The organism is Paraburkholderia sp. RL17-381-BIF-C, assembly GCF_046026435.1.
Lineage (GTDB): Bacteria > Pseudomonadota > Gammaproteobacteria > Burkholderiales > Burkholderiaceae > Paraburkholderia.
Map to the genome: position 1 here is coordinate 1 of NZ_JARESX010000094.1, position 22,284 is coordinate 22,284.

At 62.3% G+C, this 22,284-nt stretch carries 18 protein-coding genes; 14 read left to right on the forward strand and 4 right to left on the reverse strand.

Annotation, left to right across the window (positions count from 1 at the left end; genetic code table 11):
* Positions 1-185 precede the first annotated feature (185 nt).
* Together P0D70_RS32680 and P0D70_RS32685 are read right to left on the reverse strand one after the other, a co-directional pair.
* Positions 186-623, reverse strand: coding sequence for a PGDYG domain-containing protein (locus P0D70_RS32680; RefSeq protein WP_408187537.1), 438 nt, complete (start codon positions 621-623; stop codon positions 186-188).
* Positions 624-940: 317 nt separating this feature from the next.
* Positions 941-1,456 carry a Spy/CpxP family protein refolding chaperone gene (locus P0D70_RS32685; protein WP_091793745.1) on the reverse strand — a complete coding sequence of 172 codons (516 nt, stop codon included), beginning with the start codon at positions 1,454-1,456 and terminating at the stop codon, positions 941-943.
* 187 nt (positions 1,457-1,643) lie between these two features.
* Here P0D70_RS32685 and P0D70_RS32690 point away from each other — a divergent pair, with 187 nt between their 5' ends.
* The 3 genes from P0D70_RS32690 to P0D70_RS32700 all read left to right on the forward strand — a co-directional run bounded on the left by P0D70_RS32690 (position 1,644) and on the right by P0D70_RS32700 (position 4,493).
* Positions 1,644-2,528 (forward strand): LysR substrate-binding domain-containing protein, encoded by an 885-nt coding sequence (locus tag P0D70_RS32690; protein WP_408187538.1) that lies wholly within the window; start codon positions 1,644-1,646, stop codon positions 2,526-2,528.
* Between the two features lie 157 nt (positions 2,529-2,685).
* Entirely contained in the window at positions 2,686-3,144 is a 459-nt protein-coding gene (locus P0D70_RS32695) for an Lrp/AsnC family transcriptional regulator (RefSeq protein WP_007181725.1), read from the forward strand.
* A gap of 251 nt (positions 3,145-3,395) precedes the next feature.
* Positions 3,396-4,493, forward strand: a complete 1,098-nt coding sequence (locus tag P0D70_RS32700) for a saccharopine dehydrogenase family protein (RefSeq protein WP_408187539.1) — start codon at positions 3,396-3,398, stop codon at positions 4,491-4,493.
* 137 nt (positions 4,494-4,630) lie between these two features.
* On the opposite strand, the gene P0D70_RS32705 is transcribed toward P0D70_RS32700, so the two are convergent.
* Positions 4,631-5,248 (reverse strand): P-loop nucleotide/nucleoside kinase family protein, encoded by a 618-nt coding sequence (locus P0D70_RS32705; RefSeq protein ID WP_408187540.1) that lies wholly within the window; start codon positions 5,246-5,248, stop codon positions 4,631-4,633.
* Complete coding sequence (gene cydX, locus P0D70_RS32710) at positions 5,245-5,394, reverse strand: cytochrome bd-I oxidase subunit CydX (protein WP_408187541.1); 150 nt, start codon at positions 5,392-5,394, stop codon at positions 5,245-5,247. Before cydX ends, P0D70_RS32705 begins: the two co-directional genes overlap by 4 nt.
* A gap of 238 nt (positions 5,395-5,632) precedes the next feature.
* On the opposite strand from cydX, the gene P0D70_RS32715 reads away from it, so the two are divergent.
* From P0D70_RS32715 to P0D70_RS32765, 11 genes are all read left to right on the forward strand, one after another.
* Positions 5,633-6,109 (forward strand): hypothetical protein, encoded by a 477-nt coding sequence (locus tag P0D70_RS32715; RefSeq protein ID WP_408187542.1) that lies wholly within the window; start codon positions 5,633-5,635, stop codon positions 6,107-6,109.
* Between the two features lie 182 nt (positions 6,110-6,291).
* Positions 6,292-7,269, forward strand: a complete 978-nt coding sequence (gene corA, locus P0D70_RS32720; RefSeq protein ID WP_091793757.1) for a magnesium/cobalt transporter CorA — start codon at positions 6,292-6,294, stop codon at positions 7,267-7,269.
* 330 nt (positions 7,270-7,599) lie between these two features.
* Positions 7,600-8,562, forward strand: coding sequence for a sugar ABC transporter substrate-binding protein (locus P0D70_RS32725; protein WP_408187543.1), 963 nt, complete (start codon positions 7,600-7,602; stop codon positions 8,560-8,562).
* 300 nt (positions 8,563-8,862) lie between these two features.
* Positions 8,863-10,461, forward strand: a complete 1,599-nt coding sequence (locus tag P0D70_RS32730) for a sugar ABC transporter ATP-binding protein (RefSeq protein ID WP_408187544.1) — start codon at positions 8,863-8,865, stop codon at positions 10,459-10,461.
* Positions 10,458-11,537 (forward strand): ABC transporter permease, encoded by a 1,080-nt coding sequence (locus P0D70_RS32735; protein WP_408187545.1) that lies wholly within the window; start codon positions 10,458-10,460, stop codon positions 11,535-11,537. The genes P0D70_RS32730 and P0D70_RS32735 overlap by 4 nt, the downstream gene beginning before the upstream one ends.
* Positions 11,538-11,764: 227 nt before the next feature.
* Complete coding sequence (locus tag P0D70_RS32740; protein ID WP_408187546.1) at positions 11,765-12,805, forward strand: LacI family DNA-binding transcriptional regulator; 1,041 nt, start codon at positions 11,765-11,767, stop codon at positions 12,803-12,805.
* A gap of 450 nt (positions 12,806-13,255) precedes the next feature.
* Complete coding sequence (locus tag P0D70_RS32745) at positions 13,256-15,025, forward strand: methyl-accepting chemotaxis protein (protein ID WP_408187547.1); 1,770 nt, start codon at positions 13,256-13,258, stop codon at positions 15,023-15,025.
* A 375-nt stretch (positions 15,026-15,400) separates the two neighbouring features.
* The gene (locus tag P0D70_RS32750) at positions 15,401-16,162 is read left to right on the forward strand and encodes a 2-keto-4-pentenoate hydratase (RefSeq protein ID WP_091793769.1); all 762 of its coding nucleotides are present in this window, start codon (positions 15,401-15,403) and stop codon (positions 16,160-16,162) included.
* 786 nt (positions 16,163-16,948) lie between these two features.
* Positions 16,949-18,871 carry a PrkA family serine protein kinase gene (locus tag P0D70_RS32755; protein ID WP_007181736.1) on the forward strand — a complete coding sequence of 641 codons (1,923 nt, stop codon included), beginning with the start codon at positions 16,949-16,951 and terminating at the stop codon, positions 18,869-18,871.
* Between the two features lie 140 nt (positions 18,872-19,011).
* Positions 19,012-20,283: a YeaH/YhbH family protein gene (locus P0D70_RS32760; RefSeq protein WP_091793773.1), complete on the forward strand. Its 1,272-nt coding sequence runs from the start codon at positions 19,012-19,014 to the stop codon at positions 20,281-20,283.
* A complete protein-coding gene (locus P0D70_RS32765; protein WP_091793776.1) occupies positions 20,280-22,010 on the forward strand; it encodes a SpoVR family protein in 1,731 nt (576 codons plus the stop codon). Before P0D70_RS32760 ends, P0D70_RS32765 begins: the two co-directional genes overlap by 4 nt.
* Positions 22,011-22,284 lie beyond the last annotated feature (274 nt).

A 22,284-nucleotide genomic window follows, 5' to 3' on the forward strand; every position in this document is an offset into this window, starting at 1 on the left:
TTGGTATGTGACGGCGATGTGCGCAATCGCCGGTGTCGTGGCGTTCCTGATGCGTGACCCTTCAAAAGAGGGCTATTTGCGGCACGAGCCGTGAGCTGCCAGCAAAGCCTCGAATCCACGCGCTTGTCGCGCGAGCGCGGTCGTGACCGGTCAGGCGCTCGCGCGGTCAGCGCCGCTAATCACGCCTAACTCGCCACGCGATAAACCTTCGCGAAGCGTGCCGCCTGTACCACACCGTAGTCGCCCGGCGCGTACTGCATGACCCAGTCGCCGGCGGCGCCGTGCAGCACGTCGCCACCGTTTGCCGAGCGCGCGAGCGTGAACGCTTCATGCATCTGTTTGGCCAGCACGACAGCGGGGCGGTTGCGGTACGCACCCGCTTCGCCGTGCGAGATCGTTGCGTCGGCGGGAACGTATTTGGCGTTGAAGCGTTCCCGTGAGACGACCCAGCGGTCACCTGTTGATCCGGTGATCAGCGCGTCGCCGCGGACGTAACGGTTCGGGCCTTCAAGGCTCATCAATTCGCCTTCGGCGGCGGCAAATTCCACGCTGACCGTTTCGTCTTTTACGACACGGCAGGCGTTAGCGTCTTGATTCAGATCGAGATTTTTGAGTTCGGTCATAAAGCGAGCTGGTATGGGGAGCGGGGCGGCGGCGCAGGACTTCAGGTCTTCGGGCCGCGTACGACTCGCATCATGCCAGATGCATCTGACGACCGGTTTCTTTTGCGATGAACAGCGGCGCGGAACGGCCGTGTGTTGCATATACGTGAAAAGACAAAACGGAAGGTTGCCGGATCGGCATGCGGATTCAGAGAAAGCGCGAATTGGTGGGGCGGAGCCGGTCTACGCGGCCGGTCATGCAATAAGCCCGGCCAATAAATTCGGCCAACCACCCCGGCGCGCGCCGCGGCATATCCGCGCGGCGCGCAGTGGGTTTCTTACGGCTTCACAGTGGCGTCGCTTGCCGGGGCAGCGGCGGCCTTGCCACCTTTACCCTTGCCACGATGACCATGGCCTTCCACACCGCCCGGTTGATGGAAAGTCACGTCAGCCAGTTTCTTCTGTTCCGGCGAGAAGCTGTTATACAGCGGGTCGAACGCATCGACCAGTTTCTTCATGCCGTCAGCATGTGCTTGCGCGATGGTCGCGTATTGCTTCATGTCGTCGAGCGCGGACACGTTGGTCGCGGCCCGGCGCTGCTGGAACAACTCGCCCATCGTCTGGCCATTGCCGCGCATCACGTCGGCGAACGCTTTCCACTGTGGTTCCTGAGCCGAAGTAATCTTCAGTTGCGAATGCAGGTAGGCGATGCGGTCTTCGACATTGCGCTCGTGGCCGGCCTTGGCGGCGGGTGCCGAAGCGGCGCTCACCGGCGCCGACGCCGGCGCGGAAGTTTGTGCGAATGCGCCGCTCATGGCGACTGCGGTGGCCAGCATTACCAGTGCTTTTTTCATCGAAACTCCTGATGTCTGTTCGAATTGGGACAAGGCTCGTGTGCGAGCGGCCCGCCTTGCGCCAGTCATGGCGACGCATGGCGGCCGGCTGCCCACTTTGCCGTCGCCGCTATTAGTATCACGATATCCCTACAATGCGGCTCTTGTGCGACAAACGCTTACAACCGAAACGAACAGGAAATAGCGGGTGGACAAATTCGTCAGCATGGAAATCTTCGTCGCGGTGGTCGAGGCGGGCAGTCTGACGGCGGCCGCCGAGCGCTTCGACATTTCGTCGGCGATGGTGGGCAAGCATATCCGTTCACTGGAAACCCGGCTCGCCACGCGGCTCCTGACGCGCACGACACGCCGGCAAAGCCTGACGGAGATCGGCCGGCAGTATTACGAGCAATGCCGGCGCATCCTCGCTGACGTCAAGGACGCGGAGTCGCTTGCCGAGGCGATGGCCGCCGCGCCGCGCGGCGTGCTTAAAGTGACGGTGCCGCTCACCTATGGCGTGGAAGTCTTCGCCCCGGCAATGACCGAATACCTCACCGCATGGCCAGACATCACGCTTGAACTCGATCTTTCGAATCGCGTGATCGACCTGGTGGAAGAGGGTTTCGATGCGTCGATACGCATCGGCCAATTGCCGGATTCGAGTCTGGTCGCACGGCCGCTGAAACCCTACCGGATGCGCGCATGCGCTTCTCCGGCGTATCTGGCGCGCGCCGGCACGCCGCGCACGCCGGAGGATCTCAAGGAGCATGAATGCCTCGGGTTTCTGCACTGGGGCCGCGAAGGTTTATGGCGCCTCGGCGGCGAGAGCGCGGAGGAGAACCATCTGCGCGCCGGACGGTTTCGCGCGAACAACGGCCAGGCGCTCAAGGTCGCCGCGTTGCACGGCTTCGGGCTCGTGTTGCAGCCGGAGGCGCTGCTCGCGAGGGAAATCGCCAGCGGCGAACTGGTGTCCGTGCTGGAGGACTATCTGCCGGAGGGCGCGCCGGTCCATCTGGTTTATCCGAGCGATCGCCGCGCCACGGCCAAGCTCACCAGCTTCATCGATTTCGTGATCGAACGGTTCGGGGAGTAACGGCGGCAGCCGCTGCCAGTTGTCATGAAGTGGGCAACGCTTGCGATGTCTGTCGCGGCCTGCTTGACGGTTCATGCGGATCGGCCCGCCGACTTCTCCATTCGCCGCCGCAGACGCGCGATAATCCGCCTCACCTGAACCACATCATTGACCTTCGATGAGACCTCCGCGCCTCGACCAACTCGACGATCTCGACCGCAACCTGGTTGCGCTGCTACAAGCCAACGCACGCGAGAGCGTCGCCAATCTCGCGCGCCAACTGGGCGTGGCGCGGACTACGGTGATCGCGCGAATTGCGCGGCTCGAGCGCAGCAACGTGATCGCCGGTTACAGCGTTCGGCTCGGCCAGGACGTGCTCGACTCGAGCATCATGGCCTACGTCGGCATCATCATCGCGCCCAAACACGGGCCCGCCGTGCAGAAACGTCTCGGCAAGATGCCCGAGGTGCAGTTGCTGTGCGCGGTGAGCGGCGAGTTCGATTACGTTGCGTGGCTGCGCGCCGATTCGCCCGACCGGCTCAACGATCTGCTTGACCAGATCGGCGGTCTGGAAGGCGTGGAGCGGACCACGACCTCGATCATTCTCGCGCGCAAGATCGACCGCGGCATGGTGTGAGCGCACGAGCAGCCTCCCTGGGCTGCGCACGGCGCCATTCATTTACGCGGTTTTAAGAACTTTTCGACACATCGACTGATGTGTTCGTCATAACGTCGAAGTTCATAGTCATAGCGCAGCATTTTGCGCGTATGAAGTGTTTTTGCTTCTCCCTAAACTGTTGCTCAAGGGTTCAGCCCGCTGGGCGCGGCGCCACGAGCGCAGCGCACGTCCCAAGCTGGAGACAGCACACAGATAACAAGGAGAAGCGTATGAAAGTAGCTATCGTAGGCGCAGGTTTGATCGGTCACACCATCGCCCATATGTTGCGTGAAACCGGCGACTACGAAGTCGTCGCGTTCGACCGCGACCAGCACGCGCTCGACAAGCTCGCCGCTCAGGGCATTCCGACCCGCCGTGTGGATTCCGCCGATGCCGCCGCGCTGCGCGCGGCCGTGCAAGGCTCCGACGCGCTCGTCAACGCGCTGCCTTATTACCTCGCCGTGAACGTGGCCGCGGCTGCCAAGGGCGCGGGCGTGCATTACTTCGATCTGACGGAAGACGTGCGCGCCACGCACGCGATCCGCGCGATCGCCGACGACGCCGATCACGCCTTCATGCCGCAGTGCGGTCTGGCGCCGGGCTTTATCGGCATTGCCGCGCACGAACTCGCAAACCGCTTCACGGAAATCCGCGACGTCAAGATGCGCGTGGGCGCGCTGCCGGAATTCCCGACCAACGCGCTGAAGTACAACCTGACGTGGAGCGTCGACGGTCTGATCAACGAGTACTGCCAGCCGTGCGAAGCGATCCGCGACAGCCGCACGCAATGGGTGCAGCCGCTCGAAGGCCTTGAACATTTCTCGCTCGACGGCACCGAGTATGAAGCCTTCAATACCTCCGGCGGTCTTGGCACGCTGTGCGAAACCTTGTCGGGCCGGGTGGAATCGCTCGACTACAAGTCGGTGCGCTATCCGGGCCACCGCAACCTGATGCAGTTCCTGCTCGAAGACCTGCGTCTTGCCAGCGACCGCGACACGCTCAAGAACATCATGCGCCGTTCGGTGCCTTCCACCGCGCAAGACGTGGTGCTCGTGTTCATCACGGTGAGCGGCATGCGCGACGGTCAACTGGTGCAGGAAGTCTTCACCCGCAAGATCTTCGCGAAGACGGTGTGCGGCGTGCCGATGAGCGCGATCCAGATCACCACGGCCGGCGCGATGTGCGCGGTGCTCGATCTGTTCCGTGAACAGAAGCTGCCGCAAAAGGGCTTTGTGCGTCAGGAGCAGGTGTCGCTGCGCGATTTCCTTGCGAACCGCTTCGGCCAGTTGTACGAGGGACAGTCGCTGGAGACGATGGCGACTGTCTGACGGCGTGGCATGAGGGCCGTGCGACAACGTGGCGGCAGGCGAGAAAAGCCTGCTGCACACAGCAATGAAGACTCCGTAGAGGGTCTTTCAAACGCCCCGCGCTGCGGGGCGTCGTTTTTTGTGGCGTGCCGCGCAGGCTAAACCGGCACCGGCGGCATGATCGCGGCCCCGCGCGGCGCGCCGACAATGCGTGCGAGCAGCGCTTGATAATCCGCCGAAGCGGGCGCGGTATTGTCGAACATCAGCAGGTCGTCGCAGAGATCGCCGCTGGGCGCGAAGCGGCGCTGCCGGTACTCGTCCCAATGCGCGAGTTTGTAGGCGTCGTTCGGATTCGCGCGCTCCACGATCCGCTGATGCGCCGTCTCTTCCGACGTATAAACCCATACGACCCGCAACGCTACTTCGGCACTCACGCCCAGCCACGCGCGATCGAACAGGCGCCGCTCGCGCACTTCGCGCGAAAGCGGCCCGACCACCAGCGCGCTAACGCCGAGTTCGAGATTGTCGCGGGCGGTGTCGAGCAGGCCGCGGTACTCGGGATCGCGCAGATGCTCGAGGAACAGCGGGCTGTCGCGGTCGTTGGGGTCGCCGGTCAGCATGGCCATGGCGGCCGCGCTGTAGCCACCGTAAAGCGTATCTTTATCGAGCAGGCAGAAGGGCGTGCCGCACGCTTTCATCAGCGGGCCATGCAGTTTCCTCGCGAGCGTGGTCTTGCCCGTGCCTGCGTGACCGCAGAAGAAAACCATATGTGTCACGAAGGCATGTCCTCCGGCGGGGCGGATACGGCGCCAGCCACCTGTGGGTCACGGGCGAACTTGCCGCCGGCCTCCAGCCACATCACGTTGATGATGCCGAAGCCCAATGCCACGCCGATGCCGAGAATCCAGGTGAAATACCACATTGCTGTCTCCTTGTGATCGGCAGGTTAATAGCTGCCCTTTGCAGCGATCATGAAGAAGAACGCGGCGCCACGCAAGGGGCCAGGGGTCGTCCATTCGGCCAGGCTGGCAGAACGGGCGTGCGTTGCTATCATGCATGGAAAGGGAGCAGCAGCGGTCAGGACGGTCGGGCATCGTCCGGCATGCTGGTTAGAAGAAGCAGAAAAGCGGGACCACAATCAACAACACGGGAGTACCCGCATGCCGATGCGTCTGGATCACCATCGCAAAGCCACGCTGGTCGCCATGGCCCGGCTGGGCGCGTTGGGCACGCTGGCCGCGTTGAGCCTTGGCGTGCTCGCCGGCTGCGCTTCCACACCCGCCGAGCCCGTTCCGTTCAAGGCAGTGCCGGCCGCGCGCATCGTCCGGGCTGGCTACACGGAGCCGGGGGCGGGGCTCGTCGCCGTGGATGTCCGGCGTGAGCGCTCGCGCGACGTGATCGTGCGTTTTCGCAGTGCGCTGGTGTATATCGACGGCGAGCAGGTCACGGACGTAATGAACGGCGAGCACGTGGTCTTTTATCTGAGCCCGGGCGTGCATCGCATCGCCGTGTCGACGCAGTTTGATCCTGTCATCGAAATGCGCTTCATGGTGACGGCGGATACGCGCTACACCAATCGCGCTTCGGTCACGTTCGGCGACGACCACCGCATTGCGCTGCAGCGGGTCGCTCAATAGCGTTCTCTGCCGCGCGAGCATGCAGCCTGAAGCGCCCACGCGGTTTAACAATTCGATACATGACGCCCACGCATAGCCCTTAACATGACGGCTATTGCAAATCCGGCCGGTTTAGGCCCGACGCATGGCTTACGCGTCGTAAGGGTCCGGCCGGTCTGTTCCGTTTTCAAGGTAATTCAAACATGCTGATCAATTGCGCCGCCTATCAGGACGGCCGGAAGCTGGCAGACATCGACATCGATAGCATCAGCGATTACGTGGCGCGGCCCGAGTGCTTTGTCTGGGTGGCGCTGAAGGACCCGGGCCCGGGAGAGCTGGCCGTGATGAAACACGAATTCGGCCTGCACGAACTCGCGATCGAAGACGCGCAGAACGGTCACCAGCGCCCCAAGATCGAGGAGTACGGCGAATCGCTGTTCGCGGTGATGCACACGGTGGAGATGGACGAAGACAACGAATTGCTGATCGGCGAAGTCGACGTGTTCGTGGGGCGCAACTATGTGCTGTCGGTGCGGCGCGGCACGCGCATCGGCTTTCAGAATGTGCGCGCCCGCTGCGAGCGCGAACCGCAATTGCTCAAGGAAGGCTCGGCGTTCGTGCTGTATGCGCTCGCCGACGACATCGTCGATCGATATTTTCCGATCATCGAGACGATGAACAGCGAGATCGAGGCACTCGAAGACCGTATCTTCGACCGCAACAATTCCGCGGCGTCGCGCGCGATCATCCAGGATCTGTACTCGCTCAAGCGCCGCCTCGTGATCCTGCAGCACCATATCGCACCGCTGCAGGAAGCCATCAGCAAACTCACGGGCGGGCGCATTCCGAGCGTCTGCGAGGGCATGCAGGCGTACTTCCGCGACGTCTACGATCACCTCGAGCGGATCGTGAGAATCATCGACGGGCGGCGCGAAATGGTCGTCACCGCCGTGCAGGTCAATCTCGGCATGATTTCGCTCGCCGAGAGCGAGGTGACCAAACGGCTCGGCTCGTTCGCCGCGCTGTTCGCGGTGCCGACCATGATTGCCGGCATCTACGGGATGAACTTCCAGAGCATTCCCGAGTTGCACTACAAGTACGGCTATCCGATCTGTCTGGCGGTCATGCTGACCGTCGACCTCGTGCTGTACTGGCGATTCCGCAAAGCCGGCTGGCTTTGATCGACGCAGAGGGCGGCGCTTTGCGAGCTCGTCCCGCGTTGTCCCCGCTTGCATCGTGCGCAATTAAAGTCCAGCATAGGCGGCCCGCCGGGCTGTGATCTTGCAGCCGGCGGCAAATTCGCCAAGCACGGACCAAGCGAGGGACCCTTTGCCACACGTCACCTGCCGGCGCGCCGACCCGGTGCGCCGGTTCGAATCGAGCGGGTGCGCCGCACCACCGCGCGTCGTTGACAAGTCGCGCAAACTGCGCTGAGAATGGCCCACGCAAACGTTTGCGCACTATTAAAAATAAGACTCTTTTTTTGAGCCCGACAGACCCTGGAGATAGGCATGAACCAACGCATTCGCCGCCGCATCCTGACGGCCGCCGTCCTCGCCACCGCCGGCGCCGCTTTGCCGTTTTCCTCCGCGTATGCGCAGAGCGCGCCCGCTCACAAGCCGAAGGTCGCGCTGGTGATGAAGTCGCTCGCCAACGAGTTCTTCCTGACCATGGAAACCGGCGCGAAGGACTATCAGAAGCACAACCCGTCGCAATTCGACCTGATCACCAACGGCATCAAGGACGAGACCGATACCGCGAACCAGATCCGCATCGTCGAGCAGATGATCGTCTCGAAGGTCGACGCGATCGTGCTCGCGCCGGCTGATTCAAAGGCGCTGGTGCCGGTCGTCAAGAAGGCGGTTGATGCGGGCATCATCGTCGTGAATATCGACAATCGGCTCGACCCGGACGTGCTCAAGTCGAAAGATCTGAACGTGCCGTTCGTCGGTCCCGATAACCGCAAGGGCGCGCAGAAGGTCGGCGATTATCTGGCCAAAAAGCTCAAGGCGGGCGACGAGGTCGGCATCATCGAAGGCGTGTCCACCACCACCAACGCGCAGCAGCGCACCGCCGGATTCAAGGACGCCATGCAGAAGGTCGGCGCGAAGGTCGTCTCGGTGCAATCGGGTGAATGGGAGATCGACAAGGGCAATGCGGTGGCGTCGGCCATGCTCAACGAATACCCGAATCTGAAGGCGCTTCTCGCCGGCAACGACAACATGGCGATCGGCGCGGTCTCGGCCGTGCGCGCGGCGGGCAAGCAGGGCAAAGTGCTGGTGGTGGGCTATGACAACATCAACGCGATCAAGCCGATGCTCAAGGACGGACGCGTGCTCGCCACCGCGGATCAGTACGCCGCCAAGCAGGCCGTGTTCGGTATCGACACCGCGCTGAAGGCGCTCAGCGAGCACAAGAAGCAGTCGGATCTGTCGGGCGTGGTGGAGACGCCGTGCGATCTGGTCACGAAGTGAACATGGCCCGGTTAGCGCCGGGCTAAGTCGTACGCAGGTTCGGGGCAACGACGTTTCATGCTCAATGCATGGCGTGCGCTCACGAACCCGCGGCTATTCAATAAGCGCTCAAGAAACCTGCCGTGCCGCCGTTAATTCCAGAGGTAAGCGTCATGACGGTGCCGCGCGACGGGAGGGGGCGTGGCTGTTAGCGCCTGTGCATTCCGCACATTGGGCCCGCATGACACGAGACGGCCGGTGGCGGCCACATGCAAACGGATTGCGTGAGGCCACCGCCGCCGCCTTGGAACCAGGATTGCGATGGATTCAACCGACCACGACGCTGTACCTGCCGTACTGTCCGTCAGCGGCATCGGCAAGACCTACGCCGAACCGGTGCTCGCCGACATCTCCCTGTCGCTGCGCGCCGGCGAGGTATTGGCGTTGACGGGTGAGAATGGCGCAGGCAAGAGTACGCTGTCCAAGATCATTGGAGGGCTGGTCGAGCCGACCGCCGGCACGATGCGGCTCGGCGGCGAGCCTTATGCGCCGGCAAGCCGCACCGAGGCCGAGGCGCTCGGCGTGCGCATGGTGATGCAGGAGCTGAATCTGCTGCCGACGTTATCGGTGGCCGAGAACCTGTTCCTGAACCGCCTGCCGCGGGTCGGCGCGTTCAGCTTCGGCTGGATCGACCGGCGCAAGCTGCGTGAAGACGCGCGCCAGGCCATGGCGCAGGTCGGCCTCGACGCGATCGATCCGGACACGCTGGTCGGCGAGCTCGGTATCGGTCACCAGCAGATGGTGGAAATCGCACGCAATCTGATCGACGACTGCCGCGTGCTGATCCTCGACGAACCGACCGCGATGCTGACCGCGCGCGAGGTCGATCTGCTGTTCGAACAGATCGACCGGTTGAAGGCGCGCGGCGTGGCGCTGGTCTACATCTCGCACCGCCTCGAGGAACTGGCGCGAGTGGCCGAGCAGATCGCGGTGTTGCGCGACGGCCGGCTGGTGCATGTCGACGCGATGGCCAACCTGACCAGCGACCAAATCGTCACATGGATGGTCGGCCGTGAACTCGGCGAGCGGATCGATCTGGGCGTGCGCAACATCGGCGCGCCGCTCCTGAAAGTGGAGCGGCTGACGCGCGGCAAGGTGGTGCGCGAGGTGTCGTTCGAAGTGCGTGCGGGCGAGATTTTCGGCATTAGCGGCTTGATCGGCGCGGGCCGCACGGAGTTGATGCGGCTGATTTACGGTGCCGATCAGAAGGATAGCGGTAGCGTCGCGCTGGCTGCAACGCCGGGCGCGCTGCCCACGCCGGTGCAGATCGCTTCGCCCTCGGACGCGGTGCGCGCCGGCATCGCGCTCATCACCGAAGACCGCAAAGGCGAAGGCCTGCTGCTGCCGCAGCCGATCGCGGCCAACGTGTCGCTCGGCAATATCGGCAGCGTGGCGCGGCACGGCATCGTCGACGCGAAGCGGGAGAACGCGCTGGCGCAGAAGCAGATCACCGCGATGCGGATCCGCACATCCGGGCCGGCGCAGATTGTCGGCGAGCTGTCGGGCGGCAACCAGCAGAAGGTCGTGATCGGCCGCTGGCTGGCGCGCGACTGCCGCGTGCTGTTGTTCGACGAACCGACGCGCGGCATCGACGTCGGCGCGAAGTTCGATATTTATGGCTTGATGGGTGCGCTGGCTCGCGAAGGACGCGCGCTCGTCGTGGTGTCGAGCGACTTGCGGGAGCTCATGCTGATCTGCGACCGGATCGGCGTGATGTCCGCGGGGAGCATGACGGGTGTGTTCGAGCGCGACAACTGGTCGCAGGACGCGCTGCTGGCCGCGGCTTTCGCCGGCTATCGCAGCCGCGAAGCGTTGCTGCACGCCGCCCCCGACACCAGCGAAGCAGGGAGTGTGTCATGAACGATCAATCGGCGCCTGAAGCATCGGGCGACAAGCCGGGTGTGGGCGGCGTGGGGAGCGTGAGTGGTGCGGGCAGCACGGGCGCCGTCACGCCGCCCGCCGACCCGTCGGCGCCGCTCGCGAGCGGCAAGCCGGCCGGCACGCGTCTGGGCTTTTCGAATTACCTCGGGCTCGCCGGCGCGTTGCTGGCGATGATCGTGCTGTTCTCGCTGCTGAGTTCGCACTTTTTGACGTACGACACCTTCAGCACGATCGCCAATCAGATTCCGGATCTGGTGGTGATGTCGGTGGGCATGACGTTCGTGCTGATCATCGCCGGGATCGATCTGTCGGTGGGGTCGGTGCTGGCGCTGGGCGCGTCGGTGGTGAGCGTGGCCGCGCTGAAGTGGGGCTGGGGGCCATTGCCGTCGGCGCTGCTCGGGGTCGCCGCGGCGGCGCTGACCGGCACCATTACCGGCGCGGTGACGGTGGGCTGGCGGATTCCGTCGTTCATCGTCTCGCTCGGTGTGCTCGAAGCCGCGCGCGGCATGGCGTATCAGATGACGAATTCGCGCACCGCCTATATCGGCGACGCGTTCGACTTCCTGTCGAACCCGATCGCAGTTGGCATCTCGCCGGCGTTCCTGATCGCGGTGGCGGTGATGGTGATCGCGCAACTGGTGCTCACGCGCACGGTGTTCGGCCGCTATCTGGTCGGCATCGGCACCAACGAGGAGGCGGTGCGGCTCGCAGGCGTCAATCCGCGGCCGTACAAGGTCATCGTGTTCGCGCTGATGGGCGCGCTCGCCGGGCTGGCCGCGCTGTTCCAGATCTCGCGTCTGGAAGCGGCCGACCCCAATGCGGGCCAAGGCGTCGAACTGCAGGTGATCGCGGCCGTGGTGATCGGCGGCACGAGCCTGATGGGCGGGCGCGGCTCGGTGATCAGCACCTTTTTCGGCGTGTTGATCATTTCGGTGCTGGCGGCCGGCCTCGCGCAGATCGGTGCGAATGAGCCGACCAAGCGCATGATCACCGGCGCGGTAATCGTGGTGGCGGTGGTGCTGGATACGTACCGCAGCCGTCGCAAGCGCGCCTGATCGAGGGCCGGCGCGGCAAGCCGGCAGTTCACGGCACGCCGGCAGCAGAAGTAGCAGAAGTAGCAGAAGTAGCAGAACCGGAGGCCGCATGCACGGCACGGGCAGTCGCAGCGAGACGCGCGGCAAAGCGTCAGTATTTACGGGGTTGGTCAGTTTTCGAAGAAAACGGCCGGTAGGTCGCCAGGTGGTGCGGCCGGCGGGTAAAACAGGCAGGAGAGCAACAGGTTATGGCGACGATCAAGGATGTAGCGGCCGCGGCGGGCGTGTCGTTCACGACGGTATCGCACGTGGTGAACAACTCGCGGCCCGTGTCGGCTGACGTGCGCGCGAAGGTCGAGCACGCGATCCGTCAGCTTCACTATGTTCCGTCGGCGGTGGCCCGCTCGCTGAAGGCACGGTCGACGGCGACTATCGGGCTCGTCGTGCCGAACACCACGAACCCGTATTTCGCGGAACTGGCGCGCGGCATCGAGGACGGTTGCTCGCGCAATGGCTACTGCGTGTTCTTCTGCAATTCCGACGACGATCCGGCCAAGCAACGTAACTATCTGCGCGTGCTGCAGGAAAAACGGATCGACGGCCTGATCGTCGCATCCGCCGGCGACGACGCCGTGCTCGCGCAGACGCTCGCCGACTCGCGCGAGCCGCTGGTGATTCTGGACCGCAACATCGAAGGGCTGAATGCGGATCTCGTGCAGATCGACCATGAGAAGGGCGCGTATCTCGCCACCCGGCATCTGCTCGAACTGGGGCACGTACGGATCGGCTGTATTACCGGCACGGTGCAGACAGCGGTTAGCGCGATGCGCGTGCATGGCTTCATCCGCGCGATGAGCGAGCGCGGCATTGAGATTGCGCCCGACGCGATCGTGGAAAGCGATTATTCGGGCACCGGCGGCTACCGCGCGGCGGGCCAACTGTTCGACACGGTCAAACCGTCGGCGATTTTTGCCTGCAACGACATGATGGGCATCGGCGCGCTGCGCGCAGCCGCGGAACGCAATATCAGCGTGCCGCGTGATTGCTCGATCATCGGGTTCGACGATATCGAACTGGGGCGTTTCACCTACCCGGCGCTCTCGACCGTCGGCCAGTCGGTGCGCGCGCTCGGCGACATCGCCGCGCAGACGCTGATCGAACGCATTGCCGGTGGCTCGCCCGATAGTCCGCGTCCGCCTGGCCGCCGGCGCGTCGTATCGCCGCGCCTGATCGTGCGCGAGTCCACCGCGACCTGGGGCGGCGCGGCCAAACGCGATCTGGCGGCCTGATCTGGCGTCCAGACTCTGCGCTGCGCGCGCATTGTCGAACCCGCATACGCGCGATGGTGCGCACCCGCTCGCCCGGTGCATCCGTGCATGACCGCTGCTGACGACATGGACATCGATTTCCCGGAGCAGGCGTCATCTGGTGCCGCTGGCACGCTGCATTGCGCCCGATTTCCACAAAACGGCGCGCCGTCTTTCTGACTTCCCCTCCGCAAGCAACCCTAGGTGCATCTCGCATCGTCGGTTCGCATCAGCGTCTCGCCGTCAGTGATTTGTAATTCCTGCCAATTGCTTACATCGCCTTTCCTCATACCATATAAATCCTTCAAGGAACTAACTACTGTGCCGTAAACAGGGTTATTAGAGCGCCGCCTCAAATGAGCGCCGACACGCAGCCACCACACGCCAACCGCTGCGTACGCAACTCTCATTTTCAAAGCACAGGAACCAGACATGTTGAACAAGGGCATTACGATCAAGGCGCGCATAGGCCTCACGATGGCTTTTCTCGCGGCGTTGCTGGTGGCCATCGGCGCCTTCGGTATGTTCGGTATGAGCGATTCGAACCACGCCTTGAAGGACACGTTCACCAATGCCATGCCAAGCGCGGTCGATATCGGCAACGCCGAACTCTACGCGGCGCGCGAGCGGTTGGCGCTCGACCGGGCGGCGTTCCTGATCGGCACGCCGGAAGTTGCGCCGACAATCGAGCGCGCGCGCACCATGCGCGTCACGTCCGATATGTGGTGGAAAAAGTATATGGACCTGCCGCGCGGGCCGGATGAGGAGCGCCTCGCGCAGGACGTGGTGGCCAAGCGTGACGCGCTGCATCAGCAACTGGATGCTTTTGCGGCGATCGTTACAGCAAACGACCAAAGCAAGTTGGTCGACGGCGCCAAGCGGCTGCAGATCGCCTACAACGATCTCGCTAATTCCGACGACGCGCTGCGCAAATTCCAGTTCACGTCGGCCAAAGACGGCTACGACGCGGCGCAAAGCGCCTTCGAACTGTTCCGCCTGGTGAGCGCGGGCGCATTGCTGATCGGCGTGCTGGCCGCGGCGATCTCGTATCTGACGCTCAGCCGCGCGATCGCCCGGCCGCTCGACGCCGCGCTCGGTCATTTCGACGCGATCTCGGCAGGCGATCTGCGCCGCCCGGTGGTCGTGACTTCGCGTGACGAGATGGGGCAACTGCTTGAAGGCATCGCCAGAATGCAGCGCAGCCTCACCGAAACGGTGCGCACCGTGCGCAGCGGCAGCGAATCGATTGCGACTGCGACCCGCGAGATCGCCGCCGGCAATATCGACCTGTCCTCGCGCACCGAAGAGCAGGCCTCGGCGCTGCAGGAAACCGCATCGAGCATGGAAGAGCTCACCGGCACGGTCAAGCAGAACGCCGACAACGCCCGCCAGGCCAGCTCGCTTGCGGCGAATGCGTCGGAGATCGCCAACAAGGGCAGCGCCGTGGTCGAGAAGGTGGTCGGCACGATGGGCGATATCAATCAAAGCTCGGCGAAGATCGCCGACATTATTTCGATCATTGAAGGGATCGCGTTCCAGACCAATATCCTGGCCCTGAATGCGGCCGTGGAAGCCGCGCGCGCCGGCGAAGAAGGCCGCGGTTTCGCGGTGGTGGCGGGCGAAGTGCGAAGTCTCGCCCAGCGTTCGTCGGCGGCGGCGAAGGAAATCAAGGAGCTGATCGATACCTCGGTTGAGCGCGTGCAGTCGGGTTCGGCGTTGGTCGACGAAGCCGGCCGCACCATGACCGACATCATCGGTGCGGTGCAGCGTGTGACCGACATCATGGGAGAAATCGCCGCGGCTTCCGAAGAACAGAGCAGCGGCATCGATCAGGTGGCGCGCGCCGTCACGCAGATGGACGAAGTCACGCAGCAAAACGCCGCGCTGGTCGAAGAAGCGGCGGCCGCGGCCTCGTCGCTCGAAGATCAGGCCGGCAAGTTGCGTCAGGCCGTAGCGGTGTTTCACCTGGAAGAAGGCGGCCACACGCAGCCCGTAAGCGCGGCGCCGAAACGCGCGCCTGCGTTGCAGCGACCGGTGGTCGCACGCAAGGTTTCGCGCGCTCCCGCCATGCAACCGGCGCCGCAATCCGCCGCCGTGACGAAAGCGCCTGCCACAGCAGCACAGCCCGCTGCCGCAACCGCACGCGCGCCCGCAAAAGCTATGGCGACCGCTGGCAGCGATCAGGACTGGGAGACCTTCTAACCGGATCCTCGCCGCAACATTCGTTCCCGACGCGTCGGCCGATCCCATTAGATGGGTAAGCGCGACCGTTCAGATGACTGTGTCACTCGTAAAGACCGCGATTGCGTACGCATTCGCGGTCTTTTTTTATGGTGTGCGCATTAACCAACGTTTGCGTATGCAGTCCGTACCCTGGCAAGCGTAATGATCCGGTACATTGACGGACGCCCCGAAGAAAGTCACTTTGGGGGTCGCTGCCAGACATGTAGCGGCAATCGCCGACGCGGCTCGTCAGTTCAACGGGCGCGGTTTTGCCGCCTTCGAGCGCCGCGACGCATGGCCACCCACCAACACGCCACATTCAACCGCTCAATGCGCCAGCCACAAAGGACCGACATGACGCCTCACGACCTCGCGCACCGCCTCGTCGAAGCACGCCGGCAGCATCGCCCGATCGATGTGCCCGCACCCGACAGCCTGCCGCCCGATGCGGCAACCGCGTACGCGATCCAGCAGGCGGTCATCGCCGGTCTCGGCGAATCAACCGGTGGCTGGAAGATCGGCGCCAAAGTGCCGGGCGGCGCCGCCTCGGGCGCGCCGATTCCGGCCTCGCTGGTATTGCCTTCGCCGGCGCGCATCGCGCATGCCGGCTTCTTCCGGGTGCTGGTGGAACTGGAGATCGCCTTCCGCTTCGCGGAGGCGATCGAGCCGCGCGGCCGGGCCTATGCGCGCGACGAAGTGCTGGCGAAGGTCGGCGTCGTGCTGCCGGCCATCGAGATCGTCGACAGCCGCTTTACCGAGTGGCCGAACGTCGCGCCGCTTGCGCAACTGGCCGACGCCCAGAACAACGGCGCGTTGATCACCGGTCATCCTGTCGCTTATTCGGGGCTCGCGCGTGGCTTCGACTTCGTTTCACCGGAGCTGGAGCTGAGCTTCGACGGCGACTCGCTGATACCGGAGGCCACGGGCAATCCGGCTGGCGACCCGCGCGAACTGCTGGTGTGGTTCGTCAACCATTGTGCCGCCATGGGCATCACCATCGAGCCGGAATGGACGCTCACCACCGGTTCGTACGTCGGCGCACACAGGCTGGACAAAGCGGGCATCGTGCGTGGGCACATCGACGGACTTGGAGAAGTGGAAATTGAACTGACCTGAGAGGCTGCGCGCTTGTAACAGCGCATTACCAAGCTCCACTCAAACGGCTGCCTATGGGCGGCCGTTTTACATTTTTCGCATCTGTGATGGCCGCCGTGCCGTATACACCTATTGGAACGACGCAGCGTCTCGCCGTCATCCAGTTATACAGGTGGCTAACCACGCTGCCGACGCGGGTAAGGCGAAACGACATGACTGGTACAACGGATGAAAACGCGCGGAACAAAACTGCTCGCGCGTTGACGAAGCGATTGACGCTGCACGGTGAAATGATCGAGATTGGCATGACGCATGACCAATGCATGAAGATGTAACAGGCAACTGTTTGCGTAGACCGAACGCTTGTGTCGCGCGTTGATGAAAAAAGAGGCGGATACAGAAAACGGGCTCACGTCTGCGCTTTCAGCAACAAAGTGTGTGTGTGCAGACACGCCGTCTGATACAGCAGTGGGATCGTTCGATGAACGTAGCGGCTGGCGCGGGACGTGATTGCAGGATCACTGAGCAGCACTGAGGCAGAGTGCTGATATGGCCGCAAGGCATGAGTGCAAAGGCAGCGACGTGTGACCATAATCGCTGCGTTACGAGTGCAAGATACGAGTGCAAGATTGTAGGTCGTCGAAACTTTGTTTCCAAGTGAGGATTGTCGGGAGGCGAATGCGGCGCGATTTTCGCAACGTAGTTCGTGAAAAAAAATTTAAAAGGGTTTAGGATGAATTCGAGCGATGTCGTTTCCGAATAGCGCGCCGCGCACGACATCGGTCTAGACTTCGGCGAGGAGGTAGCATGGATATCTACAGCAGTTTCGCGACCCGCTTCGAGAAAACGCGAGAAGATGAGCTCTCGCTCGAGGAGTATCTCGCGCTCTGCAAAGACAATCCCGCCGCGTACGCCACGGCTGGCGAACGCATGTTGACGGCGATCGGGGAGCCGGAACAGATCGACACTCGTAACGATCCGCGCATGTCGCGCATCTTCGCGAACAAGGTCATCAAGGTATACCCCGCATTCCGTGAGTTCTACGGAATGGAAGAGGTGATCGAGCAGGTGGTCGCCTACTTCCGGCACTCTGCCCAGGGGCTCGAAGAAAAGAAGCAGATTCTGTATCTGTTGGGCCCGGTCGGCGGCGGTAAATCGTCGATCGCGGAACGTCTCAAGCAGCTCATGGAGCGTGTGCCGTTTTACGCGATCAAGGGCTCGCCCGTGAACGAGTCGCCGCTCGGTCTGTTCGACTACGAAGAAGACGGCCCGATTCTCGAAGAACAATACGGCATTCCACGCCGCTACCTCAAAAGCATCCTCAGCCCGTGGGCGGTCAAACGCCTGCACGAATACAACGGCGACATCCGCAAATTCCGCGTGGTGCGCCGCTACCCGTCGATCCTTCGCCAGATCGGTATAGCCAAGACCGAGCCGGGCGACGAAAACAATCAGGACATTTCGTCACTGGTCGGTAAGGTCGACATCCGCAAACTCGAACAGTACGCGCAGGACGACGCGGACGCGTACAGCTACTCCGGTGGCCTGTGTCTCGCGAATCAGGGCCTGCTCGAGTTCGTCGAAATGTTCAAGGCGCCGATCAAGGTGCTGCACCCGCTGCTCACGGCGACCCAGGAAGGTAACTTCAAGGGCACGGAAGGGTTCGGCGCGATCCCGTTCGACGGTGTGATTCTGGCTCACTCGAACGAGTCCGAATGGAAGGCGTTCCGCAACAACCGCAACAACGAAGCACTGCTCGACCGGATCTTCGTGGTGAAGGTGCCGTACTGCCTGCGCTACGGTGAAGAGATCAAGATCTACGAGAAGCTGCTGCGCAATTCGTCGCTGGCGAACGCGGTGTGCGCACCTGGCACGTTGAAGATGATGGCGCAGATGTCCGTGCTCACGCGTTTGCAGGAGCCGGAGAATTCAAGCCTCTTCTCGAAGATGCAGGTGTACGACGGCGAGAATCTGAAGGACACCGATCCGAAGGCCAAGTCTTATCAGGAGTACCGCGATTTCGCGGGCGTGGATGAAGGGATGACCGGCGTGTCGACCCGTTTCGCGTTCAAGATTCTTTCGCGCGTGTTCAACTTCGATTCGACCGAGGTCGCGGCCAATCCGGTGCACCTCATGTACGTGCTCGAACAGCAGATCGAACGCGAACAGTTCCCGCCGGAAACCGAGCAGAAGTATCTGTCGTTCATCAAGGACGTGCTCGCCTCGCGCTATGCGGAGTTTATCGGCAAGGAGATTCAGACCGCGTATCTGGAGTCGTATTCCGAGTACGGTCAGAACATTTTCGATCGTTACGTGACGTACGCGGACTTCTGGATCCAGGATCAGGAGTTCCGCGACCACGACACCGGCGAGAGTTTCGACCGCGCGGCGCTGAACGCCGAACTGGAGAAGATCGAGAAACCCGCGGGCATCAGCAACCCGAAAGACTTCCGTAACGAGATCGTGAACTTCGTGCTGCGTGCGCGTGCGGCCAATGGCGGGAAGAATCCGGCATGGGTCAGCTACGAAAAGCTGCGCGTCGTGATCGAAAAGAAGATGTTCTCGAACACGGAAGAGTTGCTGCCGGTGATCTCGTTCAACGCCAAGGGTTCGGCGGAAGAGCAACGCAAGCACGAAGACTTCGTCAATCGCATGGTGACGAAGGGCTATACGCCGAAGCAGGTGCGCTTGCTGTGTGACTGGTATCTGCGCGTGCGCAAGTCGTCATGATGCGCATTGCGTGCCGCCCGCGCGGTCCATCCGCGCGGGCACCCTGCGAGGCGCAAATTGCATGGACATAGCGTTGCTTCAGGCAACGTGCGTCTCGCGCACCCGAAATTAGTGCAGCTGCATGGGATCGGAGACCGGGCGTGCTTCATCAAATCATCGACCGCAGGTTGGCAGGCAAAAACAAGAGCATTGCGAATCGCGAGCGTTTTTTGCGTCGCGTAAAGAACTATATTCGTCGCGCCGTTTCGGAAGCGGTGCGCGACCGCAGCATCAAGGATATTCAGAACACCCAGAGCATCACGATCCCGCGCAAGGACATTGCGGAACCGTCGTTCCGGCATGGCCCCGGCGGCAAGCGGGAAATGGTGCATCCGGGCAATGCCGACTATATCCGCGGCGACAAGATCCAGCGCCCGCAAGGCGGCGGCGGTGGAGGCGGGGGCAACCAGGCCAGCAACGAAGGCGAGGGTCAGGACGACTTCGTGTTCGAGCTGAGCCGCGAAGAATTCATGCAGTATTTCTTCGACGACCTCGAACTGCCGCGTCTCGTCAAAACCCATCTGATGGCCGTGCCCACGTGGAAAAGCATCCGCGCGGGCTGGGCCGCCGAAGGCACGCCGAACAATATCGACGTGGTCCGTTCGCTGCGCAGCGCCCTCGGCCGCCGCATTGCGCTCGGTGCGCCGCTCGTCAACCAGTTGCACGAGATGGAACGGCAACTGGAGGTGATGAAAGCCGATCCCGACGATCGTCGCGACGAAATCAAACTGCTCGAAGAGGAAATTCACCATTTGCGTGGGCGCATCTGGCGGATTCCGTTTATCGATCCGTTCGATCTGCGCTATGTGAACCGCGTGAAGCAGCCCACGCCTTCCAGTCAGGCGGTGATGTTCTGTCTGATGGATGTGTCCGGTTCCATGGACGAGCAGCGCAAGGATCTCGCCAAGCGCTTCTTCATTCTGCTGTATCTGTTTCTCAAGCGTAACTACGAGAAGATCGAAGTGGTGTTCATTCGCCACCATACGCGCGCCGAGGAAGTCGACGAAGACACCTTCTTCCACTCGACCGAAAGCGGCGGCACGGTCGTGTCGAGCGCGCTGGAGCTGATGCAGAAGGTAATGGACGAGCGCTATTCGCCGACTGAATGGAATATTTACGGCGCTCAGGCGTCGGACGGCGACAACTGGACCGACGACTCGCCAAAGTGCCGCAAGATTCTCTCTGATGACATCCTGGAGAAGGTGCGCTATTTTGCGTATATTCAGGTGACGCCGGAAGAGCAGAACTTGTGGCTGGAATATGCGCAGTTAGCCCTGAGCCAGCCGCACATGGCGATGAAGAAGGTCGAGACCGCGGCTGACATTTATCCGGTGTTTCGTGAATTGTTTGAAAAGCAGGCGGCTAATTCATGACGAACAAGCCCCCGCACAACGAAGCGCGCGGCGAGCCAGAGAACGGCGCGCCGGAGCGCGGGAAAGGCGTGCCGCAGCAGCAACAGTCGGGGCATGCCGAGGCAAAGGCGGACGATACGGGAGCCGCCACGGCCGGAGCAGTCGACACCGCTGCAGCACGGGGACACACCGGAACGCCCAACGTGGGGCAAAGGGAAGTCCGTATGAACGTAGCCGATAGACGGCCTCTGCCGTGCCCGTCCGACTGGACATTCGAATTGATCGAAGAGTACGACTCGCATATTGCCCGTGTTGCAGAGCAATATGAACTCGACGTGTATCCGATCCAGCTCGAACTCATCAGCGCCGAACAGATGATGGATGCGTACGCGTCCGTCGGTATGCCGGTGAACTACCGTCACTGGTCGTTCGGCAAACACTTTCTCTCTACCGAAAAGAGCTACCGTCGCGGGCAGATGGGGCTGGCGTACGAGATCGTCATCAATTCCAATCCCTGCATCGCGTATCTGATGGAAGAGAACACGATGACGATGCAGGCGCTCGTCATCGCCCACGCGGCTTACGGGCACAACTCGTTTTTCAAGGGCAACTATCTGTTCAGGTTGTGGACGGATGCGCATGCCATTATCGATTACCTCGTCTACGCGAAGAACTACATCGCCGAGTGCGAGGAGCGCTTCGGGCTCGACCGGGTCGAAGAATTGCTCGACTCGTGCCACGCGTTGATGAACTACGGCGTGGACCGTTACAAGCGTCCGCAAAAGCTCTCGCTCGAAAAGGAGTTTGCGGCGCGCCGCGAACGCGAGGCTTATTTGCAGTCCCAGGTCAATGAACTGTGGCGCACCTTGCCGACCCGGCATACGCCGCTGCCGGAGGAAATCGAGGAGCGCTATCCGCCGGAGCCGCAGGAGAATCTGCTGTATTTCGCGGAGAAGAACGCGCCGTTGCTGGAGCCGTGGGAGCGGGAAGTCATCCGCATCGTGCGCAAGGTCGGCCAGTATTTTTATCCGCAACGGCAAACGCAGGTGATGAACGAAGGCTGGGCCACGTTCTGGCACTACACGTTGCTCAACACAATGTACAACCAGGGCAAGCTGGAAGACGGCTTCATGATGGAGTTTCTCCATTCGCACAGCAATGTGGTCTACCAGCCGCCCGTCACCAAACCGTATTACAGCGGCATCAATCCGTACGCGCTCGGTTTTTCGATGATGAGCGACATTCGCCGGATTTGCGAAGCGCCCACGGAAGAGGACCGCAAGTGGTTCCCGGAACTCGCGGGCAGCCCGTGGCTACCGGCCATGCATTATGCAATGCGCAACTTCAAGGACGAGAGTTTCGTCGCGCAGTATCTGTCGCCGCATCTGATTCGTGAAATGCGCCTCTTCTCGGTGCTCGACGACGATATGCGCGACGCGCTCGAAGTCTCGGCGATTCACGACGACAGCGGTTATCAGTACGTGCGCCAGGCGTTGTCGCGGCAGTACGACATGCATCATCGCGAGCCGAACATTCAGGTGTGGGCGGTGAATACGCGCGGCGACCGGAGTTTGACGCTACGGCATTTCATGAGCGACAACCGGCATCTTTCCGGTGACAGTGACGAAGTGCTCAAGCATATGGCGCGCCTGTGGCAATTCGACGTCTACCTGGAAAGCGTCGATGAGAACGGCACGGTTCGCAAGCGTTACGAGTGCCGCTATGTACCGCCGGCGGTAAGGGTGTGACGCCGTCCTGAAGCCGCGGTCGTTTGGACACTAGCGTGATCTGTGAGAAGCCCCTGCCAATCGTGCGACTGGCGGGGGCTTTTTTATCGCGGCCTGACAAATCACCATCTTTCCCTTGCACTTCTGTAAAATTCGCGCACGTGCGAAGCATGCCGCCACGGCATCTCGGCTCGCGCGTTGTGAAGACGGCGCCACGACCGTTACCTCCGTTCAAAGACAAGGAAAGAGAACAAGCATGACCGACCTAACCGACCAAACCGTGGCTTCGGCTCAC